Annotated in this window: 15 protein-coding genes; 5 read left to right on the top strand and 10 right to left on the bottom strand. The window is 59.3% G+C overall.

Annotation, left to right across the window (positions count from 1 at the left end; all coding sequences use genetic code 11):
* Positions 1 to 190 precede the first annotated feature (190 nt).
* The 4 genes from AT6N2_RS20375 to AT6N2_RS20360 all read left to right on the top strand — a co-directional run bounded on the left by AT6N2_RS20375 (position 191) and on the right by AT6N2_RS20360 (position 4,987).
* Entirely contained in the window at positions 191 to 1,414 is a 1,224-nt protein-coding gene (locus AT6N2_RS20375) for a lytic murein transglycosylase (RefSeq protein WP_209091070.1), read from the top strand.
* A 66-nt stretch (positions 1,415 to 1,480) separates the two neighbouring features.
* Complete coding sequence (locus tag AT6N2_RS20370; protein WP_209091069.1) at positions 1,481 to 2,716, top strand: SGNH/GDSL hydrolase family protein; 1,236 nt, start codon at positions 1,481 to 1,483, stop codon at positions 2,714 to 2,716.
* A 244-nt stretch (positions 2,717 to 2,960) separates the two neighbouring features.
* Complete coding sequence (locus AT6N2_RS20365; RefSeq protein WP_209091068.1) at positions 2,961 to 3,635, top strand: response regulator transcription factor; 675 nt, start codon at positions 2,961 to 2,963, stop codon at positions 3,633 to 3,635.
* Complete coding sequence (locus AT6N2_RS20360; protein ID WP_144576705.1) at positions 3,632 to 4,987, top strand: sensor histidine kinase; 1,356 nt, start codon at positions 3,632 to 3,634, stop codon at positions 4,985 to 4,987. The genes AT6N2_RS20365 and AT6N2_RS20360 overlap by 4 nt, the downstream gene beginning before the upstream one ends.
* Before the next feature lie 72 nt (positions 4,988 to 5,059).
* Here AT6N2_RS20360 and AT6N2_RS20355 read toward each other — a convergent pair whose 3' ends face one another.
* Genes AT6N2_RS20355 through gltB form a run of 4 tightly spaced genes read right to left on the bottom strand, consistent with a single transcriptional unit; the run spans position 5,060 to position 11,929 of the window.
* Complete coding sequence (locus AT6N2_RS20355; RefSeq protein WP_144576706.1) at positions 5,060 to 6,514, bottom strand: glutamate synthase subunit beta; 1,455 nt, start codon at positions 6,512 to 6,514, stop codon at positions 5,060 to 5,062.
* A gap of 20 nt (positions 6,515 to 6,534) precedes the next feature.
* Positions 6,535 to 6,933 carry a type II toxin-antitoxin system VapC family toxin gene (locus AT6N2_RS20350; RefSeq protein WP_209091067.1) on the bottom strand — a complete coding sequence of 133 codons (399 nt, stop codon included), beginning with the start codon at positions 6,931 to 6,933 and terminating at the stop codon, positions 6,535 to 6,537.
* Positions 6,930 to 7,220 carry an antitoxin gene (locus AT6N2_RS20345; RefSeq protein WP_209091066.1) on the bottom strand — a complete coding sequence of 97 codons (291 nt, stop codon included), beginning with the start codon at positions 7,218 to 7,220 and terminating at the stop codon, positions 6,930 to 6,932. The genes AT6N2_RS20350 and AT6N2_RS20345 overlap by 4 nt, the downstream gene beginning before the upstream one ends.
* 41 nt (positions 7,221 to 7,261) lie before the next feature.
* Positions 7,262 to 11,929 (bottom strand): glutamate synthase large subunit, encoded by a 4,668-nt coding sequence (gltB, locus tag AT6N2_RS20340; protein ID WP_233282599.1) that lies wholly within the window; start codon positions 11,927 to 11,929, stop codon positions 7,262 to 7,264.
* Positions 11,930 to 12,376: 447 nt separating this feature from the next.
* Here gltB and AT6N2_RS20335 point away from each other — a divergent pair, with 447 nt between their 5' ends.
* On the top strand, positions 12,377 to 13,429 hold the full coding sequence (locus tag AT6N2_RS20335) for a low specificity L-threonine aldolase (RefSeq protein ID WP_209091065.1): 1,053 nt from the start codon (positions 12,377 to 12,379) through the stop codon (positions 13,427 to 13,429).
* Positions 13,430 to 13,459: 30 nt separating this feature from the next.
* Here the strand turns inward: AT6N2_RS20335 and AT6N2_RS20330 are convergent, their stop codons facing one another.
* Genes AT6N2_RS20330 through kdpA form a run of 6 tightly spaced genes read right to left on the bottom strand, consistent with a single transcriptional unit; the run spans position 13,460 to position 21,546 of the window.
* Positions 13,460 to 14,149 (bottom strand): response regulator transcription factor, encoded by a 690-nt coding sequence (locus AT6N2_RS20330; protein WP_209091064.1) that lies wholly within the window; start codon positions 14,147 to 14,149, stop codon positions 13,460 to 13,462.
* Between the two features lie 57 nt (positions 14,150 to 14,206).
* Positions 14,207 to 16,909 carry a sensor histidine kinase gene (locus AT6N2_RS20325; protein WP_209091063.1) on the bottom strand — a complete coding sequence of 901 codons (2,703 nt, stop codon included), beginning with the start codon at positions 16,907 to 16,909 and terminating at the stop codon, positions 14,207 to 14,209.
* Between the two features lie 54 nt (positions 16,910 to 16,963).
* The gene (kdpC, locus tag AT6N2_RS20320; protein WP_209091062.1) at positions 16,964 to 17,530 is read right to left on the bottom strand and encodes a potassium-transporting ATPase subunit KdpC; all 567 of its coding nucleotides are present in this window, start codon (positions 17,528 to 17,530) and stop codon (positions 16,964 to 16,966) included.
* A gap of 12 nt (positions 17,531 to 17,542) precedes the next feature.
* Positions 17,543 to 19,627 (bottom strand): potassium-transporting ATPase subunit KdpB, encoded by a 2,085-nt coding sequence (gene kdpB, locus AT6N2_RS20315; protein ID WP_209091061.1) that lies wholly within the window; start codon positions 19,625 to 19,627, stop codon positions 17,543 to 17,545.
* Between the two features lie 44 nt (positions 19,628 to 19,671).
* Positions 19,672 to 19,833, bottom strand: coding sequence for a hypothetical protein (locus tag AT6N2_RS20310; protein WP_209091059.1), 162 nt, complete (start codon positions 19,831 to 19,833; stop codon positions 19,672 to 19,674).
* Between the two features lie 9 nt (positions 19,834 to 19,842).
* Entirely contained in the window at positions 19,843 to 21,546 is a 1,704-nt protein-coding gene (kdpA, locus tag AT6N2_RS20305) for a potassium-transporting ATPase subunit KdpA (protein ID WP_209091058.1), read from the bottom strand.
* Positions 21,547 to 21,578: the final 32 nt, after the last annotated feature.

The raw sequence follows: 21,578 nt of genomic DNA, 5'->3' as shown, positions 1-21,578 counted from the left end.
CCTCCTGAGAGATAAAACTTGATCACAATCCCCGCACGCTGTTGTTATTTCAAAAACAACAACGTTTTGTAAAGGGTGACGCTACCATCTATTAATGGTAAAGAATTTGTTGACGATCTTTTGTTATCCATGACGACGCCCGATGCGTTTTCGCAATCGAAATGACATTCGAGAGAACGAAAGACAGACGATGACAAAGATGATCCTTTCAGATCTCCGCAAATTCGGCTGCATGGTGTTTGCCGGCCTGGCAATCTCGCTGGCGCCTGTCTCGGCCAAAGCCGATCAGGGATTCCGTCAGTGGATCAACCAGTTCTATGCAACAGCCGCGAAAGAAGGCATTAGCAAGGCGACCTATCAGAAGGCCTTTGCCGGCGTCAGCGAGCCGGATCCCGACGCGCTTCGCAAGGCAACCTTCCAGCCGGAATTCACCACGCAGATCTGGGATTATCTTGACTCACGCGTCAATCCGTACACGGTGCGGATCGGCCGCGAGATGAAGATGAAACACGCGGCGACGCTTAACTGGATCGAGCGCAACTTCAACGTCGACAAACACATCATCCTTGCCATCTGGTCGATGGAGTCCAACTATGGCGCTGTTCTCGAAAAGCCGGAGCGGCTGCACAACATCCCGCAGGCGCTTGCAACGCTCGCCTATTCCGATCCCAAGCGCGCCAAATTCGCGCGCACCCAGCTGATCGCTGCGCTCAAGATTCTTCAGGCTGGCGATGTCACGCCCAAGCAATTGACGGGTTCGTGGGCAGGAGCCATGGGTCACACCCAGTTCATTCCCACAAGCTACCTGCTCTATGCGGTTGATGCTGACGGTAATGGCAAGCGTGATATCTGGCATTCCGTGCCGGACGCGCTGGCGACGGCCGCCAACCTCCTTGCAAAGAACGGCTGGGAGCCGGGCCGCACCTGGGGTTACGAGACGGCGGTCCCGCGGGGCGGCGCCCGTTATGAAGGGCAGACGAAAACCATTGCAGAGTGGGCAAAACTTGGCTTCACCCGGCCGAACGGCAAAAGCTTCACGCGTGGTACGGACCGCGCGATGCTGAAACTGCAGGGCGGTGCCAACGGTCCGGGTTTCCTGATGATGAAGAACTTCTTCACCATCAAAAAATACAACGCATCCGACAGCTACGCTCTGGCCGTGGGCCTGCTCGCCGACGAGATTGCCGGTTATGGCGGCATGCAACAGAAGTGGCCACGCCCGGACGGCACGCTGGATATCAGAGAAAAATTCGAGCTTCAGACTCGCATGAAGCAACTCGGCTATTATGATGGCGAAGTCGACGGAAACTTCGGCTCCGGCTCGAAAGCCGCCATCAGCGCTATCCAGTCGCGTATGGGTATGGAAACCGATGGCCAGCCGTCGCAGCGTCTGCTGAGGGCCCTGCGCAACTGATAATGTCCCGGCACATTCGGCGGCACCCAAAAATCCGCCGCCGAAATATCCGGAAGGGTTGATGTGATGAGTGCGAAACCTGCGGCAAACTATGGAAGAAGCGGCTGGCGTTTCTGCGCTGTCCTTCTTTGCGCGGTGCTTGCGCTGCCGCTTGCTCCCGCCGAAAGCATCGCGCAGGAGCAGCGGCGCACCCTGTTTGAGATGCTGTTCGGCAAGCCGGTGGGCCGCGACGGCGGGTCAAACCGCGAATACCAGCGCCGCAGCCGCCGCGATTTTCCATCTGCCCCGCCAACGAGATCGGTCACCCGGCCGCAACCGACCAAGAAAACACCGTCGGTTGTGCAGATGCGCACCGCAAAGCCGGAGCCTGCCGCCAAGCTTGAAAATGCGCGGCGCGTATTGGTCATCGGCGACTTCCTTGCCGGTGGCATGGGAGAAGAGCTGGTCAACGCGTTCGCCAACTCGCCGGCGATTGTCGTCGATGTGCGCGCCAACGGCTCTTCAGGTCTTGTTCGCACCGATTATTACGACTGGTTCAAGACCCTCCCGCAATTCATTACCGAGACGAATCCGGCAACCATCGTCATCATGATGGGGTCCAACGATCGCCAGCAGATGCAGATCGGCGATAGCAAGGAAAAATTCGGTACCGAAATCTGGTTCAAGGAATATGAACGACGCATCGACGAACTGCTGACGCTCGCAGGACGCCCAAAGGTTCCTGTGCTCTGGGTGGGACTGCCCGCCTTCCAGTCGCCGTCGCTCTCCGCTGATCTGGTCGGCTTCAACCGGCTCTATCGCAACCACGTCGAAAAATATGGCGGGGAATTCGTTGACGTCTGGGATGGCTTCGTGGATGAGGCAGGAAAATTCGTCGTCACCGGCTATGACATGAACGGCCAGCAGGCTCGCCTTCGTGAAGCTGATGGCATTGGCATGACACAGGCCGGCAAACGCAAGCTCGCCTTTTATGTCGAAAAGTTCGTGCGCCGTCACCTTGATGGCGCGGGCCCTGATCTGGTCAAACTCGACGGCAGCAATCTGCCAGCCCTCACCTCCCTGCCCGCACTCGGCATCGATGCCGGCCAGGTGCGTACCCAGCCGATCAGCCTCACGGATCCTGCTCTTGATGGGGGCGACAAATTGCTTGGCGATGTCCCTCCCTCTCTCACTCCGGCTCGCGTTTCCGTCGTGGAATCGCCACGCGAGAGGCTGACCAAACGCGGCGAGATGGCCGATGCGCCTGCAGGCCGCATCGATGACTATCGCGTGGTCACAGACACCACACAAGCGAAACAGTAAGCGCCATCTCCATCGAGCCGAGCCTCACCGGCGTAATGTTGAGGCAACCCATCAATGACAGTCTTGACTAAGCTTTGCAGGAGTGCTGGGTGATCGTCTATTAATTGCGATCATACTTTCTGCCTGGCGATATTTATTTCAAGCTAACGCGTCTGATGCACTGAGCATCGATGACGCAGTCCTTCTTATTTTGCGCGCGTGCCATTCCCCCGAGAAGTCACGCCTGTTAATGCCGAGATCGTTCATGCGCCTGCTTCTTGTTGAAGACGAACGCGAAATGGCGGCAGCGCTATCAGTTGCGCTCCATCGGTTCGATATTATCGTGGATTCCGTCGGCACGCTCGATCTTGCCCGTCACGCCATCATGGACGGCGTTCACGACCTGGTCATTCTGGATCGGCAGTTGCCGGATGGTGATGGCCTTGACCTCATCGAGGATCTGCGTCTCCTGCCCGCCACGCCACCCGTCATCGTGCTGACGGCGCAGGGCGCGCTTGCGGACCGGATCAATGGCCTCAATCTTGGCGCGGACGATTATCTGGCCAAGCCTTTCGCCGTTGAGGAACTGCTTGCCCGTATTCGCGCCCTGATGCGCCGGCCAGCCGGCCCCGTGACGATGACGGCGAAACTGGGCAGCCTGGAATTCTGCTTCGAAACCCGCGAAGTGCGCATCAAGGGCGAATTCCTTCCCCTGACCAGACGGGAGCTGCTGATCCTTGAAGCATTGCTCCGACGACAGGGAAGAACGGTGCTGCGTCCGACGCTCGAGGAGGCAGTCTACAATTTCGACGATGAAATCCAGTCCAATGCACTCGATTCCCATATCTCCCGCCTACGCCGCAAACTGGCGGCCGCGGATGCGGGTGTCGAGGTTCACGGCATCAGGGGCGTTGGTTACCTTATGCGGGCAATCCCATGAAACCGGCCAAAAGAAAATCACTCAAACGCCGTCTGACGATTCAACTGCTGCTGTTCCAGATCGGCAGCATCATCATCGTCACGGTCGCATTCTTCGTCTACATGATGTCCGATGGAACCGGAAGTGCCCTTCTCAGCTCTGAGGCGGCACAAATAACAGCAAACGCTCTCATTCGCGGGCCAGATGGAAAAATCGTGCTCAGGGAGACACCTGAATATATAAAACTGCGTAGAGAGACTCCGGATTTCTGGTTTGTTGCGCTGACGGAAAATGACGATATTGTCCAGGGTGGGCAGGTGCCCGAAGCTTTCAGCAATATGGGCCAAACGCTGAACGACGTTAGAATCTCCAATATACGCGACGCGGGAATGTCCTATTCTTATTTCGCCGTTTTGTACGTCGCGATCGTACGCCGGGTATCTGGTCCAGCTGGAGAATTTGCGATGATTGGACACGGCGGTCCGTTCAGCATGACCCTCCCGATCCTGCTATTCTCCAACATCCTTATCCTGCCGATTCTCGCTCTTGTTTCAATTGCGACGATCGCGGCAATTCCCTGGATCATTGGCCGGGAATTTCGCGCGCTCTCCGCCATTGCCCGAACGGCGGAGGCAATCGATATCGACAAACGGGGATACCGATTGCCGGATGGCAATATTCCAAGGGAGGTTCAGCCACTCGTGCATGCCGTCAACGGCGCATTGCAGCGGCTGGATGACGGCTATGAGAGGCACAAGCGATTCATTCTCGATGCAGCCCACGAGTTGCGAACCCCCGTCGCCATTCTCCAGACCCGGGTTGAGACCCTACTGGAAGGCCCGGCCCGCAGCAGAATATTGTCGGATGCCAGCCGCATTGCCGTGCTAGCCGAACAATTGCTCGATCTGCAACGACTCGGCGGGCAGAAAGCACCGCTTGTTCCGCTTGATATCGTCGCCCTGTGCAGGTCTGTTGTCGCGGATATGGCCCCGCTTGCAATTTCACAAGGTTACAATCTTTCTTTCGAGCCGGAAGAAGAGCCGATCCTCGCGCTTGCGGATTATGCCTCACTGCAGCGCGCCTTGATGAACATCGTGCAGAACGCCATCGAACATGGCGGCAGCCGGGGTACCATCACCATAAAGATCGCCTCAAACCGGGTGATCGAGATAGCCGATGAAGGCAATGGAATTCCGGAGGCGGAACGGGAGCTTGTTTTCGATGCATTTCACCGGCTGAAACCAAAGGATCACGGCACCGGCCTTGGGCTCAGTCTGGTGCAGGAAATCGTCCGTTATCACAACGGCGAGATCAGCATCAGCGATTCCTCCACCGGCGGCGCCTGCTTCCGCATCACGCTTCCCTTTTGTTGATCGCACCGCAATCAAACGAATAGGCCTGTCGCTTCTGCAACAGGCCTTTCCATCTTCATCGATTCCGCCGGCTCAGCGCGGCAGAACCGTGGCGCCCATCAGCGCCTCATCGATTGCGCGGGCTGCCTGCCGGCCTTCGCGGATTGCCCAGACCACAAGGGACTGCCCGCGGCGAACGTCGCCCGCAGCCCAGAGCTTGTCGACCGACGTCCTGTAGTCCGTCTCGTTGGCGACCACATTAGTGGAACCACGCCGGTCCGTATTGAGCGTCAACTTGCCTTCCATTTCCTTCAGCACGCTATCCGTGAAGGGACCGGAAAAACCGATGGCGATGAAGGCGAGATCGGCTTTGATAATGAACTCGGTACCGGCGATTGGCTTGCGGCGTTCATCCACCTGACAGCACTTCACACCAGTCAGAACGCCGTCTTCGCCGACGAATTCCAGTGTGGCGACCTGGAACTCGCGCACCGCGCCTTCCGCCTGCGACGAGGACGTGCGCATTTTGGTCGCCCAGAAGGGCCAAACCGCAAGCTTATCTTCCTTTTCCGGCGGCATCGGGCGGATGTCGAGCTGTGTGACCTTCACGGCGCCCTGGCGGAACGCCGTACCCACGCAGTCCGACGCCGTATCACCGCCGCCGACGACGACAACATGCTTGCCACCGGCAAGGATAGGATCGGCCGGCCAGCCGATGCTATCGATGTTTTCACGGCCAACGCGACGGTTTTGCTGCACGAGATATGGCATGGCATCGTGCACACCATGCAGGTCCGCCCCGCCGATGCCGGCTGGGCGCGGGGTTTCAGAGCCGCCGCAGTAGAGAACCGCATCATGGTCGGCCAGAAGCGACTGAACGGTCACGTCGACGCCGACATTAACACCGCAATGGAAGGTAACGCCTTCGCCCTTGATCTGCTCGACCCGCCGATCAATGAAGTTCTTTTCCATCTTGAAATCAGGGATACCGTAACGAAGCAGGCCGCCGGGCTTTGATTCCCGCTCATAGACATGCACCTCGTGACCGGCGCGGCCAAGCTGCTGTGCCGCCGCCATGCCCGAAGGGCCGGAGCCGATGATGGCGACCTTTTTGCCGGTGTGGATCGTCGCCGGCTTCGGCACGATGAAGCCCAGTTCATAAGCCTTGTCGGCGATGGCCTGCTCGACCGTCTTGATGGCGACCGGCGTGTCTTCGAGGTTCAGCGTGCAGGCTTCCTCGCAGGGCGCTGGGCAGACGCGGCCGGTGAATTCAGGGAAGTTGTTGGTGGAATGGAGGTTGCGGATCGCCTCTTCCCAGTTGTTATTGTAAACCAGATCGTTCCAGTCGGGGATCTGGTTGTGCACGGGACAGCCGGTCGGGCCATGGCAATAGGGAATGCCGCAATCCATGCAGCGCGCCGCCTGCTTCTGCACCTCGGCATCCGACATCGGAATGGTGAATTCGCGGAAATGGCGGATACGATCGGATGCAGGCTGATACTTGCCCACCTGCCGGTCGATCTCGAGAAAACCTGTAACCTTGCCCATATTTCAATTCCTTCCGCCGCTCAGCGCAGCCAATTCTCAATCTTCAATCCCGGTACGCGGGAAAATTCCTTTTCATTGTCGCTCACTAGGACGGTGTCCAAAGACAGCGCATGGGCGGCAATCAACATGTCCATATCGCCGATCGGCTGTCCGCTCCGGCTGAGACCATCTCTAACCGCAGCATAATGTAGGTCTGCCGGAGCCTCCCAAGGTAAAACCTCGAAATCCGCCAGCACCGTCTCCACCAGATTTGCCAATCGCGCAGAACCCTTCTTGGCAACCCCATACCTAAGCTCCGCCGCCACGATCAGGCTTGTTTTGAGCTCCCCTGGAGACAGCTTGGCAACGCGCCTCGCGGCCTCACCTTCCGGATTGCGGATGAGATCCGAAATCACGTTCGTGTCGAGCAGGTAACTCATTCCGGAAGATCCAGATCAATCGGACGAAGCGGGAGATCCTCGATCTGCGGTAACTCCTTACCGATCAGTGCGGACTCCCGCAGCCATTCGACCAATTCGGCCGGGGATCTTCTCGGTCTGGCAGGATGGATCGTAATCAACCCATCCCTTTCCTGCCGAATGATAACTTCATCAACCGGAAGGTCGAAATCACTCGGTATCCGTACAGCCCGGCTTCGGCCGTTTTTGAATATCTTCGCCTTCCGCTCCTTTGGCATAGGAAACATCGTCATCTCCCGTTTTGTCATATGCTGATGTCATATCACAAAACCCGTCAGAACGTAACGGCTTACTCCGCCGCCACGCCCATGCGCATGCGCTCCATTTCCTCAAGCGCACGACGGTATTCAACCGGCATGACCTTGCGGAATTTCGGACGGAACTCGCTCCAGCGATCGAGTATATCCTTGGCACGCGACGAATTCGTGTAATGGAAGTGGTTTGAGATCAGCTGGTAAAGGCGCTCCTCGTCGTGGCGCGTCATGTCCTCGGAAACGTCGACGCGTCCCTTGTGCATGAGGTCGCCGCCGTGATGGTGCAGCTTCTCCAGCATATCGTCTTCTTCCGGAACCGGCTCCAGCTCGACCATGGCCATGTTGCAACGAGTGGCAAAGTCGCCCTTTTCATCGAGAACATAAGCCACGCCACCGGACATGCCGGCCGCGAAGTTACGGCCCGTTTCCCCGAGAACCACCACGATACCGCCAGTCATATATTCGCAGCCGTGGTCGCCCACACCTTCGACAACAGCGACCGCACCGGAGTTACGCACGGCGAAGCGCTCGCCTGCCACGCCACGGAAATAGCACTCGCCGGTGATCGCACCATAGAGAACCGTGTTGCCCACGATGATCGAGTTTTCCGCGACGATCCGCGTATTTTCCGGTGGGCGCACGATGATGCGGCCACCTGAAAGGCCCTTGCCGACATAGTCGTTGCCATCCCCCACGAGATCGAAGGTGATGCCGCGGGCAAGGAACGCGCCGAAGGACTGACCCGCCGTGCCGCGCAACGTCACGTGGATCGTGTCGTCCTTCAGACCCTTATGGCCCCAGCGCTTCGCCAGCGCACCCGACAGCATGGCGCCGGCGGAACGGTCGACGTTCTTGATAGGTACTTCGAAGACCACGGGTTCGCGGTTTTCCAGCGACGGCTGCGACTTCTCGATCAGCTTGCGGTCGAGAATGTCGTCGATCGGGTGCTTCTGGCGTTCGGTCCAGAAGGTCGCTTCCTTCGGAGCCTCGACCTTGTGGAAGATGCGGCTGAAATCCAGCCCCTTAGCCTTCCAGTGCGCCAGCATCTCATCCTTCTCAAGCAATTCGGAAGCGCCGATGATCTCGTCCAGCTTGGTTACGCCAAGCGAAGCGAGGATTTCGCGCACTTCTTCGGCCACGAAGAAGAAGTAGTTGATGACGTGTTCCGGCGTGCCTTTGAAGCGCTTGCGCAGGACCGGGTCCTGAGTAGCGACGCCCACGGGGCACGTATTGAGGTGGCATTTGCGCATCATGATGCAGCCCGCCGCAATCAGCGGCGCGGTGGCAAAACCGAATTCATCCGCACCGAGCAGCGCGCCGATGATGACGTCGCGGCCGGTCTTCAGACCGCCATCCACCTGCAGGGCAACGCGCGAGCGAAGACCGTTCAGCACCAGCGTCTGCTGGGTTTCGGCAAGGCCGATTTCCCACGGAGAGCCCGCGTGCTTGAGGGACGTCAGCGGCGATGCACCGGTACCGCCATCGAAACCGGAGACGGTGATATGATCGGCGCGGGCCTTAGCCACACCGGCCGCAACCGTTCCAACGCCCACTTCCGATACCAGCTTAACCGAAACATCGGCTTCCGGATTGACGTTCTTGAGGTCGTAGATCAGCTGCGCCAGATCTTCGATCGAGTAGATATCGTGGTGCGGCGGCGGCGAGATCAGGCCGACGCCCGGGGTGGAATGACGGGTCTTGGCAACCGTCGCATCCACCTTGTGGCCAGGCAGCTGTCCGCCTTCGCCGGGCTTTGCACCCTGCGCTACCTTGATCTGCAGCATATCGGCATTGACGAGATATTCCGTCGTCACACCGAAACGACCGGACGCGATCTGCTTGATGGCAGAGCGTTCCGGGTTTGGCTTGCCATTGAGCAGCGGTAGGTAACGGTCGGATTCTTCGCCGCCCTCACCGGTGTTGGACTTGCCGCCGATCTGGTTCATGGCAATCGCAAGCGTCGTATGCGCCTCGCGGCTGATCGAGCCGAAGGACATGGCGCCCGTCGAGAAGCGCTTTACGATGTCAGCCGCAGGCTCGACCTCATCGATGGACACAGGCTTGCGGCCGAGTGCTTCCGCCGACTTGATGTTGAACAGGCCGCGGATGGTGTTCATGCGCAGTGCCGTCTCATTCACCATGGCGGCGAATTCGCGGTAGCGATCCTGGCTGTTGCCACGAACCGCATGCTGCAGCGAAGCGACGGCATCCGGCGTCCAGGCGTGGCTTTCGCCGCGCATGCGATAAGCATATTCACCGCCAATATCGAGCGTGTTGGCAAGGATCGGGTCCTTGCCGAATGCCGCGGTATGACGAGCCACGGTTTCCTCGGCAATCTCCGTCAGACCAACGCCCTCGATCGAGGTCGCAGTGCCGAAGAAATACTTCTCGACGAATTCCGAGGAGAGGCCGATGGCGTCGAAGATTTGGGCGCCGCAATAGGACTGGTAGGTGGAAATGCCCATTTTGGACATGACCTTGAGGATGCCTTTGCCCACCGCCTTGATGTAGCGATAGACCACTTCGTCATCGGAGACTTCCTTCGGGAACGCGCCGTGCTTGTGCATGTCGAGCAGTGTATCGAAGGCGAGGTAGGGGTTGATCGCCTCCGCGCCGTAACCGGCGAGCAGGCAGAAATGGTGGACTTCGCGCGGCTCACCGGTTTCCACGACGAGACCGACCGAGGTGCGCAAGCCCTTGCGGATCAGATGATGATGCACGGCGGCCGTCGCCAGTAGCGCCGGGATCGCAATGCGATCCGGTCCAAGCTGACGGTCGGAGAGAACGATGATGTTGTAACCGCCGCGAACAGCCGATTCCGCGCGCTCGCACAGGCGTTCGAGCATTTCGGGCATGCCCTCGGCACCGCGCTCCACATCATAGGTGAAGTCAAGCGTCTTGGTGTCGAAGCGGTCCTCCGTGTGACCGATGGAGCGGATCTTTTCCAGGTCGCCATTGGTCAGGATCGGCTGGCGCACTTCCAGACGCTTGGCGCGGGCGGCACCTTCGTGGTCGAGAATGTTCGGCCGCGGACCAATGAAGGACACGAGGCTCATGACGAGCTCTTCGCGGATCGGATCAATCGGCGGGTTCGTCACCTGGGCGAAGTTCTGCTTGAAATAGGTGTAGAGCAGCTTCGACTTTTCCGACATGGCCGAAATCGGCGTATCGGTGCCCATGGAGCCAATGGCTTCCTGACCCGTCGTCGCCATCGGCGACATCAGAAGCTTCGTATCTTCGCTGGTGTAACCGAAGGCCTGCTGGCGGTCGAGCAGCGACACGTCGCGGCGCAACGCGCGCGGTTCAACCGGCTTCAGTTCTTCGAGAATGAGCTGCGTGCGGTCGAGCCAGGTGCGGTAAGGATGCTTCGCGGCAAGCTCGTGCTTCACTTCCTCGTCGGAAACGATCGAACCCTTTTCCATATCGATCAGCAGCATCTTGCCGGGCTGCAGACGCCACTTCTTGACAATCCGCTCCTCCGGGACCGGCAGGGTGCCTGCCTCGGATGCCATGATGATACGGTCGTCATCGGTGACGAGGTAACGCGCCGGGCGCAGGCCATTGCGGTCGAGCGTCGCGCCGATCTGCTTGCCATCGGTAAAGGCAACGGCAGCAGGGCCGTCCCACGGCTCCATCAGGGCTGCATGATATTCGTAGAATGCCTTGCGTTCGGCAGACATGGACTGGTTGCCAGCCCAGGCTTCAGGGATCAGCATCATCACGGCATGGGCCATGGAATAACCGCCGCGCACGAGGAATTCGAGCGCGTTATCGAAGCAGGCCGTATCCGACTGGCCTTCATAAGAAATCGGCCAGAGCTTGGAAATGTCATCGCCGAACAATTCGGACGAAACGGAAGCCTGACGCGCCGCCATCCAGTTGACGTTACCGCGCAGCGTGTTGATTTCGCCATTATGGGCGACCATGCGATAGGGGTGCGCCAGTTTCCAGGACGGAAAGGTGTTGGTCGAGAAACGCTGATGCACGAGCGCCACGGCCGATTCGAAACGCGGATCGGCCAGGTCCTTGTAATAGGCGCCAACCTGATAGGCGAGGAACATACCCTTGTAGACGATGGTCGAGGAGGAAAGGGAAACGGGATAGAAATCCTGCGTTTCCTTGCCGCCGCCTTCGTCATAGATGCGGTTAGACAGAACCTTGCGGATCAGGAACAGCTTACGCTCGAAATCGGCATTGGTCGCGGCGTCGCGCCCAGCACCGATGAAAACCTGAACATGGTGCGGCTCGGTGGCAGCAATATCGGGCGCCTTCGACAGCGAGGAATTATCGACCGGTACGTCACGGAAACCGAGGAACTGCTGCCCCTCTTCGCCGATCACGTCGACAATCACCTTCTTGTAGTGCTCGATGCGCGAGGGATCACGCGGCATGAAGATGTGACCGACGGCGTATTCCCCTGCCTTCGGCAAGGTCACGCCCTGGCCCGCCATCTCTTCGCGGAAGAAACGGTCCGGGATCTGCACCAGAATGCCCGCGCCATCGCCCATCAGCGGGTCGGCGCCGACAGCGCCGCGGTGGGTCAGGTTTTCGAGGATGAAGAGGCCATCCTTGACGATCTGGTGCGACTTCTGGCCCTTCATATGCGCAACGAAGCCGACGCCGCAGGCGTCATGCTCGTTGGCCGGATCGTAAAGACCCTGCTTTTCCGGCAAACCACCCGCGAAACGCGCTTTCGCAGACATGGGCGCAGCGGCGGCCACGGAGGGACAGTCGTTGGTCAGGATTGCGGCGGCGCTTGCCGCCTGCTGCTCGATTTTCATTTTTGTCCCTCCTGCAAAATCACTTGCACGGTTTCATGCGAAGATCCGGCACCTTAGGGATTTTGCTGACCGCAAACACCATCTGGACCGACTGGATCAAATTTAGGACAGCAACACTGTCTCAATTCCCGGTGATTTTGGCAGAATTGGTCGCCTTTAGCAAGTGTCCGAATCCAATTAGCGGGCACCCTGGCATTCAGCGAAGTTTCGATACTGACCTATTGCGTGAAACATTGTTACCTGGAATACCTTCTTGCCATTGCTTTCATTGCCGGATTTGCCAATCGCGGTCAGAGGTCATAGAACTTTTTCTGAGCGTAGCCTCACACGTCCAGACACAGACCCTCACCCATCGGAAAGCCTTCGCAGATGTTTTTTGCTTCAGATAATTGGGCTGGCGCCCACCCGGCCGTCAACGAGCGGCTGTCTCGGGAATCGACACGTTTTGCCGCCGCCTATGGCACCAGCGAACTCGATCTCTCGATCGAACGGCGCTTCAACGAAATCTTCGAACGCGAGGTTGCGGTGTTTTTTGTCGCGACCGGTACGGCGGCCAATTCTCTGTCGCTCGCCAGCATCGCCCGCGCCGGCGGCTTGACGTTCTGCCATTCGGAAGCCCATGTAATCGAGGATGAATGCGGCGCGCCGGATTTCTTTTCCGGCATGCGCATGGTCGCTGTTGAGGGGCCGAATGGTAAGATGTTGCCGGAAAACCTGATCGAGCGCATTGCCCGATATCCGCAGGATGCCGTTCACCACGGCCGCGCCGCCGCCATCACCATGACGCAGGCAACCGAAGCGGGCACCGTCTACACGCTCGACGAAATAGACGCCATTTCCAAGATCGCCAAGGAAAATGACCTGCCGCTGCACATGGATGGCGCGCGGTTTGCCAATGCACTTACCGCTTTGGGTACCACGCCGGCCGAAATGACCTGGAAACGCGGCGTTGACGTGCTGTCCTTTGGCGGCACGAAGAATGGCTGCTGGTGCGCGGAAGCAATCGTCTTTTTCGATCCCTCGCTCGCGCGGGATTTCTCGTTCCTGCGCAAACGCACGGCCCAGCTGTTTTCGAAGTCACGTTTCATCGCCGCGCAGTTTGAAGCTTATCTGCAGGACGACCTCTGGCTCGGTCTTGCAAGCCACGCCAACACCATGGCCAACCGGCTGCGCGCTGGCTTTGGCTCTCTGAACAGCGCGCGTCTCGCCTGGCCGACCCAGGCCAACGAGGTTTTCGCCATTCTTCCGAAAGCAGCCGCTGAAGCCGCAACTGAAAAAGGCGCGAAATTCTATGACTGGCTGGAGCCGCGTGACATGCCGGAAAAGGTCAGCAAGGACGAAGTCTTGATACGCATGGTGACGAGCTTTGCGACGACAGAAGCCGATGTGGACGAATTCCTGTCCATCTGCGCTACCGTCTAAGACGTAGGAGGGCGTTGCTGTGCGACGCCCTCAAACCTCCTGCAACCGGTAGCCGACCCCGGTTTCCGTCAGGATATAGCGCGGCTGATCCGGAATTTTTTCGATCTTCTGGCGTAGCTGTCGGACATAGACCCGCAGATATTGCACGTCGGTCAATTCGTCCCACACATGTTCAAGCAGAAATCGGTGGGTCAGGACCTTTCCCGCGTGCTGGACGAGGACCCGCAGGATGTCATATTCCTTCGGCGAGAGTTTCACCTCCCGGCCCTCAACCTTCACAATGCGTCTCACCAGATCAACCGAAAGATCACCGGTCTGAAAAACAGGTTTCTCCCCCTGGCTTTGCAACCGATGACGCAGGGCAACCCGGATGCGGGCGACGAGTTCGTTCATGCCGAAAGGTTTGGAAACATAGTCATCGGCGCCAAGCTCCAGTGCCCTGACGATACCCGCCTCGTCCGTGCGGCTGGAAAGAATGATGACAGGCAGGGCAAGCCCCTCGCGGCGCCATTTCGCAAGGAGATCGTGGCCCGACATATCCGGCAGGCCGAGGTCGAGAACGATCAGATCGGGCTGGTCCTGCTCCACCAGTTGCATGGCCACCTTCGCATTCATCGCCTCGCTCACCGCGTAATCCTGGCTCGACAGGCCCACGCGCAATAGCTTGCGAATGGGCGGTTCATCGTCGACGATCAAAATACGAACGGCGGAATTGGTCATTCCGATCTCCTTCAGCGGCCGAATGCGGCATCACCGTTTCTTATCAGCAATCGCGCCTTAATCATGGTCTATCATCGGGGCATCTGGAGGAACCGGTAGACTGACCGTAAACTGAGCGCCCGCCCGACCCGATCTGTTTTCCGCCCTTATCGAGCCGCCCATGGCCTCGATAAACCCCTTGCAGATGGAGAGGCCAAGCCCGGTTCCCGCCTGCACGTGATCCGTCTTCCGTACCCGGTAAAAACTGTCAAACACCCGCTCCAGATCGGCAGGCGGAATGCCCGGTCCGGCATCGGCGACAGCGAGGAAGATTGTTTTCCCCTGCCGCCAGCTGCGGATTTCGATTTGTGTATTTTCGGGCGCATATTTGGCGGCATTGTCGATAAGATTGAACAGCACCTGCTCGAACAGCACAGGATCGACTTTCAGCATCGGCAAGTCGGAGGGAATATCCAGAACAATTTCATGCCTCACGATAATTTTCGCCGCACGGGAAATTGCGGTGCCAACCATATCGCCGACAAAGTGCAGACCAAAATTCGGCTCCATCGCACCGGAACCGATCCGGGTCATGTCGAGAAGGTTGGAGATGAACCGGTTGAGCCGCTCGGATTCTTCGATGATCGTCGAGAGTAGCTCCCCGCGCGCGTCCGGCGGGATATCGTCGGCGAAATCCTTTAGCGTTCCGGCCGAGCCGAGGATTGCCGCGAGCGGCGTTTTGAGGTCGTGGGAAATGGAGGTCAGGAGTGCGGTCCGCAGCCGGTCGGTCTCCGCCGCTAACCTTGCCCGATCGACATCGGACACAAGTTGTATCCGCTCGATGGCGAGAGCCGCCTGATCGGCCAAGGCATCAAACAGCCGTTGCTGCTCAGGCGTCAGCAGCGGTCCGACGCGGTCATCGTCCAGCCCCACCACACCGACCGCACCGCTGCCGGTCCGCAATGGGAGATAAAGCCGTTTGGCGCCAGGCAGTGTGTCAGCCCCACGGCCCGCGGCCTTGTTATGCTCCCAGGCCCACTGCGCGGCGGCAATATCGGCATCGACAAGTGTATCATCGGGCGGGTAGCCGGCCTTGACCGCGATCGTGTTGTTTTCCGGCAGAAGCAGAATGATGCGCACCTTCAGCATCGAGGCCATCTGGAACGCTGCGGCCCACAGGACGTCGTCCAACGTGGCCGTTACCGAGAGCTTCTTCGAAAACAGATACAGGTCTTCCGTGGTCCTGGCCCTCGCTCGCGCGGCGGCGGCCTGTCGCTGTACCGCTGCGGTGAGATTCGAGGCGACCAGCGCCACACCAAAATAAAACAGCAGCGCCACCACGCTTTCGGGATCGCGAACGGTGAGCGTGTAACGCGGCTCGAGAAAAAAGAAATTGAAGGAAAAAGCGCCGAGAAGGGAGGCGTATATGGCGGGTCCCAAGCCACCGCGGACGGCAGCCGCCAGCACCGCCATAAGGAATACCAGCGCCAGATTTCTCACATCGAGCGTCTGGTCGAGAACGATGCCTGCGACAATTGCCAAACCGACGAACAGCGTACTTGTCAGATATGGCCAGAGCGAGCGGTGCAATGGCGGCGACGCCGCCTTGGCGGCCTGCGCCGGCTTTTCTGTGGACTTATCGCCGGAAATCACATGCACGCTGATATCGCCCGCATGGTCGATCAGATCATGTGTCAGCGAACGCTGGAATAGTCGCTGCCACCACGATTTTCGCGGGCGACCGATGATGATGTGAGTGAAATTATTGGCATTGGCGTAAGACAGGATCTCGCGGGTCAGATCAAGGGCCGGCAACGTCACCGTCTCGCCGCCAAGCTGCTGCGCAAGGCGCATGGTGGAAGCCAACCGATCCTTATCGGCGTCAGACATCTGCTGGGAGCGCGGTGTATCGAGGTGCAGAGCCGTCCACGGCGCCCGCAGGCGATCCGCCTGCCTTCGGGCATATCGCACCAGCCCCGGGCCGTTGCCGCCGTGATCCAGGCAAACGAGGACCCTGTCTCCCGCCGCCCAGGGGCCGGAGATGGCGTGGGACTGCATGTGGTTGAGCAATTGCTCATCCACTCGCTGCGCGGTGCGCCGCAGCGCCAGTTCGCGCAACGCCGTCAGGTTGCCGCGTGAGAAATAATTTTCGATGGCCCTGCGCGCTGTACGCGGCAGATAGACCTTGCCATCCTGCAGACGCTTGATCAGATCGTCAGGCGTAATGTCGATGATTTCGACATCGTCAGCCCGGTCGATGATGCTGTCGGGCACGGTTTCACGAACACGGATGCGGGTGATTTGCGCGACGATGTCGTTCAGGCTTTCGACATGCTGGATATTCAGCGTTGTGTAGACATCTATCCCCTGCGCCAGAATCTCCTGAACATCCATGTAGCGCTTTGGATGACGGCTGCCAGTCGCATTGGTGTGGGCCAGTTCATCGACCAGAACAAGGGAGGGCCTGCGGGCAAGGATGGCATCCAGATCCATCTCCTCCAGTACCTGTCCGCGATATTCAATACGCCTGCGCGGAACGACGGACAGCCCGTCGATCAGAGCCTCGGTGTCTTTACGACCGTGGGTTTCGACGACACCGATGATCGTGTCGACGCCGTCCGCAAGCTTCGCCCGGCCGGACATCAACATCTCATAGGTCTTGCCGACGCCGGGTGCTGCGCCCAGAAAAATCTTCAGCCGGCCTCGCGCCTCGCGCCTGGCGCTCTCCAGAAGCGCATCGGGCGACGGTCGGCTCGGGATATTGCTGATATCGTCAGGCATTTAACCACCAGTGGTCGAGGCTATGGCTTGCGGACAAGCCATAGCCATTTCAATTCATGAGCCGGCTGCGTCAAGCTCCATATTCAGCGCGAGCACATTCACCACGGGCTCTCCCACGAAACCAAGCTCCGGCCCTTCGACATGACGCTCGACGATCGCCCGCAGGGCTGCCTCATCCACGCCCCTCGCCTTTGCAACCCGGGGAATCTGGAAATAGGCAGCCTCTGGTGAAACATGCGGATCAAGGCCGCTGCCCGACGCCGTCACCAGATCGGCCGGAACCTCGGCCGCCGGGTTTTCAGCTTTTGCGGCCTCATAATCTTTCTTCACCCTGTCGATGAGTTTGCCGCTCGTCGGACCGAGGTTGGAGCCGGATGAAGACGCGGCATTGTAGCCATCACCGGCAGCCGATGGCCTGCCATGGAAATATTTCTCACTGGCAAAGGCCTGCCCGATCAATTGCGAACCCACAACCGCACCATTCTTTTCGATTAGGCTGCCATTTGCCTGAAAGGGGAAGATCGCCTGAGCGAGACCCGTCATGCCCAGAGGATAGGCCAGGCCGGTGATGGCGGTGGTGGCGAGGATGAGCACCAGTGCGGGACGAAGCTGCTTGAACATTGTCTTTACTCCTCAGGCGAGACCGAGCGCCGTGACGGCGAGGTCGATGAGCTTGATGCCGATGAAGGGGACGATGATGCCGCCAAGCCCGTAGATCACCAGATTGCGCGACAGGAGTGCGCCTGCGCCGATCGGACGGTATTTGACACCCTTCAAGGATAGCGGGATGAGCGCGATGATGATCAGCGCGTTGAAGATGATGGCCGACAGAATGGCGCTCTGCGGCGTCGAAAGCCCCATCACGTTGAGCACGCCAAGCTGCGGATAAAGCGCCAGAAACATCGCCGGGATGATGGCGAAATATTTGGCGATATCGTTGGCAATGGAGAAGGTCGTCAGAGCGCCGCGCGTCATCAGCAACTGCTTGCCGATTTCAACGATCTCGATGAGCTTGGTCGGATCGCTGTCGAGATCGACCATATTGCCCGCTTCACGCGCCGCCACCGTGCCAGTGTTCATGGCAACCCCGACATCTGCCTGCGCCAGCGCCGGCGCATCATTGGTGCCGTCGCCGCACATGGCCACCAGCTTGCCCTTGGCCTGTTCCTCGCGGATGAGGTCCAGCTTGTTTTCCGGTGTCGCCTGGGCGAGGAAATCATCGACACCGGCTTCCGCTGCGATGGCGGCAGCCGTCATCGGATTGTCGCCAGTGATCATGACCGTGCGGATGCCCATGCGGCGAAGCTCCGCGAAACGCTCGCGAATGCCACCCTTGACGATATCCTTCAGTTGCACGACGCCGAGCAGCTTGCCGTCGCGCACCACGGCAAGCGGCGTGCCGCCGGCCTTGGCGATGTCTTCTGCTATTGCGCGGATAGCCCGCGTAGCATCCGTTTCGGTTTTGAGGGCAAGCGCCACATTGCCATGTTGCAGAGCGCCGCCATCGACATAGGCAAGAACCGCATCAACCGCACCCTTTCGAATGGAGGCTCCTTCAAAGTCCACGCCGCTCATGCGGGTCTGGGCGGTGAAGGGCACGAAGCTGGCGTGCAGCTTCTGCATGTCACGGGCACGGATACCGTATTTTTCCTTGGCCAGCACCACGATGGAGCGGCCTTCCGGGGTTTCGTCGGCGAGCGAGGCGAGCTGCGCAGCATCGGCAAGCTCCTGTTCGGAAACCCCGGGGATGGGGCGAAACTCGGTCGCCTGCCGGTTGCCAAGCGTGATGGTGCCGGTCTTGTCGAGCAGCAGCGTATCGACGTCACCCGCCGCCTCGACGGCGCGGCCGGACATGGCGAGAACGTTGAAACGCACCAGCCTGTCCATGCCAGCAATGCCGATGGCCGACAGAAGCGCACCGATGGTGGTCGGGATGAGCGTCACGAACAGCGCCACCAGCACGATGATCGGGATGGAGCCGCCGGCATAGGCCGCGAAACTCGGTATGGTCGCGGTAGCCAGAACGAAGATCAGCGTCATGCCCGCAAGCAGGATGTTGAGTGCGATCTCGTTCGGCGTCTTCTGGCGCTCGGCGCCTTCGACCAGCGAAATCATCCGGTCGAGGAAGGTAGAGCCGGCAGCGGCGGTGATGCGAACGCGGATCCAGTCCGACAGCACCTGCGTGCCGCCGGTAACCGCTGAACGATCGCCGCCGGATTCGCGGATGACGGGAGCGGATTCGCCTGTGATGGCGGCCTCATTGACGGAAGCAACGCCTTCAATGACCTCGCCGTCGGACGGAATGATGTCGCCTGCCTCGACGAGAACGACATCGTTCACCTTCAAACTGGTGCCGGCCACCATCTTATATTGACTGCGGTCGTCACCGCTCAGCAGCTTCGCCTGGGTTTCGGTCCGGGTGCGGCGCAGCGAATCCGCCTGCGCCTTGCCGCGTCCTTCGGCAACGGCTTCCGCGAAATTGGCAAATAGCACCGTGAACCAGAGCCAGAGATTGATCTGGAAGGAGAAAGCGAGGTTGGCGCCGCCGGTGACGAGATCGCGGACAAACAGCACCGTCGTCAGCACCGACACCGTCGCCACCACGAACATGACCGGATTACGCGCAAGCGTGCGCGGATTGAGTTTTTTGAATGCGTCGGCAATGGCCGGCACGAGAATGCGAGAATCAAGGATGCTCGCTTGTTTAGACTGGCTCATGAAGAGGCTCCAGCGTTTGAAACAGGGCGACCGATGAGGGTCGATCAGCCCGTGATAACTTCGAGCGCGACAACGGCGGCGAACAGAGCTGCCATCATCGCAAGGATGAGATTGGAGGCGCACCAGCCGCCCGGCGTGGCGCTCCCTTTAACGGGAGCGCCTTTGCGAGCGGAGACGCGGTCACGTGGGGACATGTAGTCAGTCATGGCATCACCTCAGAACAGCTGGCCTGCCGCCATCACCAGGTGTTCGGCAACGGGGCCGAGCGCGAGTGCTGGCAGGAAGGTAAGGCCGCCGACTACCAGGATGGTACCGACAAGCAGGCCAACGAAGAGCGGTCCATCTGTCGGGAAGGTGCCGGCCGAGGCCGGAACCGTTTTCTTGGCGACCAGTGAGCCGGCTATGGCCAGAGCTGGAATGATCACCAGAAAGCGGCCCATCAACATGCCAAAGCCAAGCGTAATGTTGTACCAGCTGGTATTGCCGCTAAGCCCCCCGAAAGCCGAGCCATTATTGGCCGCCGCCGACGTATAGGCGTAGAGGATTTCGGAAAAGCCGTGCGGACCTGCCGTTCCTATCGACGCCACGGCCGAAGGCAGGACGGTGGCAATGGCCGTAAAAATGAGCATGGCGAGCGGCAGGCAAAGAATGGCCAGAACCGCCATCTTCATTTCCTTCGCCTCGATCTTCTTGCCCAGATATTCCGGCGTCCGTCCGACCATCAGCCCCGCCACGAAGATGGCAATGACGATGAAGAGCAGAATGCCATAGAAACCCGCGCCCACGCCACCGACGATCACTTCGCCCAGCTGCATATTGATAAGCGGGATAAGACCACCCAGCGCCGTGAAGCTGCCATGCATGGCATTGACCGCGCCACAGGATGCCGCGGTTGTAATCACCGCAAAGAGCGACGAGAGCGCCACGCCGAAGCGGACTTCCTTGCCCTCCATGTTACCGCCGGCAAGACCAAAGCCGTGCATCAGCGGGTTTCCGGCCGCTTCCGCCCAATAGGTGACGGCAACGCCGGCGACGAACAGCACACCCATGGCGGCGAGGATTGCCCAGCCCTGACGCTGATTGCCGACCATGCGACCGAAGACATTGGTAAAGGCCGCGCCGATCGCGAAGATCGACACCATCTGGATCATGTTGGAAATGGCGTCCGGGTTCTCGAAGGGATGCGCGGAATTGGCGTTAAAGAAACCGCCGCCATTGGTGCCCAGCATCTTGATCGCCAACTGCGACGCCACGGGGCCAACGGCAATCGTCTGCTGCGCGCCTTCCAGCGTCTGCGCCGTGACATAGGCGCCGAGCGTTTGCGGTACGCCGAGCCAGACGTAAACCAGTGTCAGCACTATGCAGAGCGGCAGCAGCACATAAAGCGTGGAGCGGACCATATCCACCCAGAAATTACCGATCGCCTTGCCGGAGGCCCGCGAAAAAGCGCGGATCAGGCCAATGGCGATTGCCATGCCGGTTGCGGCGGAAACGAAGTTCTGCACTGTAAAACCGGCCATCTGGGTCAGGTAGGACATGGTGCTTTCGCCACCATAGTTCTGCCAGTTGGTATTCGTGACAAAGCTGACCGCCGTGTTAAAGGACAGCTCCGGCCCCACGGCCGGCATCGCCTGCGGATTATAGGGTAGAACCGCCTGAAAGCGCATTAGCGAATAAAGCAGGGCAAAACCGAGAAGGTTGAAGAGAAGCATAGAGAACGCGTAGGTCGTCCAGTGCTGCTCCTCACGCTCGCTTGTTCCAGCAAGCGCATAAAGTCCGCGCTCGACGGGTACGAGAACCGGCGACAGCACGGTCCGCTCGCCATTGAAGACGCGCGCCATATAGAAGCCGAGCGGCTTCACCAGCGCAAAGATGATCCCGCAGAAAAGCAGGACCTGAAACCATCCAATGAGGGTCATGGTATTTAACTTTCAATAGCCGCCGCTTCCCG

The organism is Agrobacterium tumefaciens (assembly GCF_017726655.1).
GTDB classification, from domain to species: Bacteria; Pseudomonadota; Alphaproteobacteria; order Rhizobiales; family Rhizobiaceae; genus Agrobacterium; species Agrobacterium tumefaciens_B.
Note: the sequence above shows the minus strand (reverse complement) of the source record. Positions and strands in the feature narration are given on the sequence as shown.

Coding starts and splice junctions, on each gene's coding strand:
- AT6N2_RS20375 (WP_209091070.1), top strand. CDS start 191: ATGACAAAGATGATCCTTTCAGATCTCCGCAAATTCGGCTGCATGGTG.
- AT6N2_RS20370 (WP_209091069.1), top strand. CDS start 1,481: ATGAGTGCGAAACCTGCGGCAAACTATGGAAGAAGCGGCTGGCGTTTC.
- AT6N2_RS20365 (WP_209091068.1), top strand. CDS start 2,961: ATGCGCCTGCTTCTTGTTGAAGACGAACGCGAAATGGCGGCAGCGCTA.
- AT6N2_RS20360 (WP_144576705.1), top strand. CDS start 3,632: ATGAAACCGGCCAAAAGAAAATCACTCAAACGCCGTCTGACGATTCAA.
- AT6N2_RS20355 (WP_144576706.1), bottom strand. CDS start 6,514: ATGGGCAAGGTTACAGGTTTTCTCGAGATCGACCGGCAGGTGGGCAAG.
- AT6N2_RS20350 (WP_209091067.1), bottom strand. CDS start 6,933: ATGAGTTACCTGCTCGACACGAACGTGATTTCGGATCTCATCCGCAAT.
- AT6N2_RS20345 (WP_209091066.1), bottom strand. CDS start 7,220: ATGACAAAACGGGAGATGACGATGTTTCCTATGCCAAAGGAGCGGAAG.
- gltB (WP_233282599.1), bottom strand. CDS start 11,929: ATGTCTGCGAAAGCGCGTTTCGCGGGTGGTTTGCCGGAAAAGCAGGGT.
- AT6N2_RS20335 (WP_209091065.1), top strand. CDS start 12,377: ATGTTTTTTGCTTCAGATAATTGGGCTGGCGCCCACCCGGCCGTCAAC.
- AT6N2_RS20330 (WP_209091064.1), bottom strand. CDS start 14,149: ATGACCAATTCCGCCGTTCGTATTTTGATCGTCGACGATGAACCGCCC.
- AT6N2_RS20325 (WP_209091063.1), bottom strand. CDS start 16,909: ATGCCTGACGATATCAGCAATATCCCGAGCCGACCGTCGCCCGATGCG.
- kdpC (WP_209091062.1), bottom strand. CDS start 17,530: ATGTTCAAGCAGCTTCGTCCCGCACTGGTGCTCATCCTCGCCACCACC.
- kdpB (WP_209091061.1), bottom strand. CDS start 19,627: ATGAGCCAGTCTAAACAAGCGAGCATCCTTGATTCTCGCATTCTCGTG.
- AT6N2_RS20310 (WP_209091059.1), bottom strand. CDS start 19,833: ATGACTGACTACATGTCCCCACGTGACCGCGTCTCCGCTCGCAAAGGC.
- kdpA (WP_209091058.1), bottom strand. CDS start 21,546: ATGACCCTCATTGGATGGTTTCAGGTCCTGCTTTTCTGCGGGATCATC.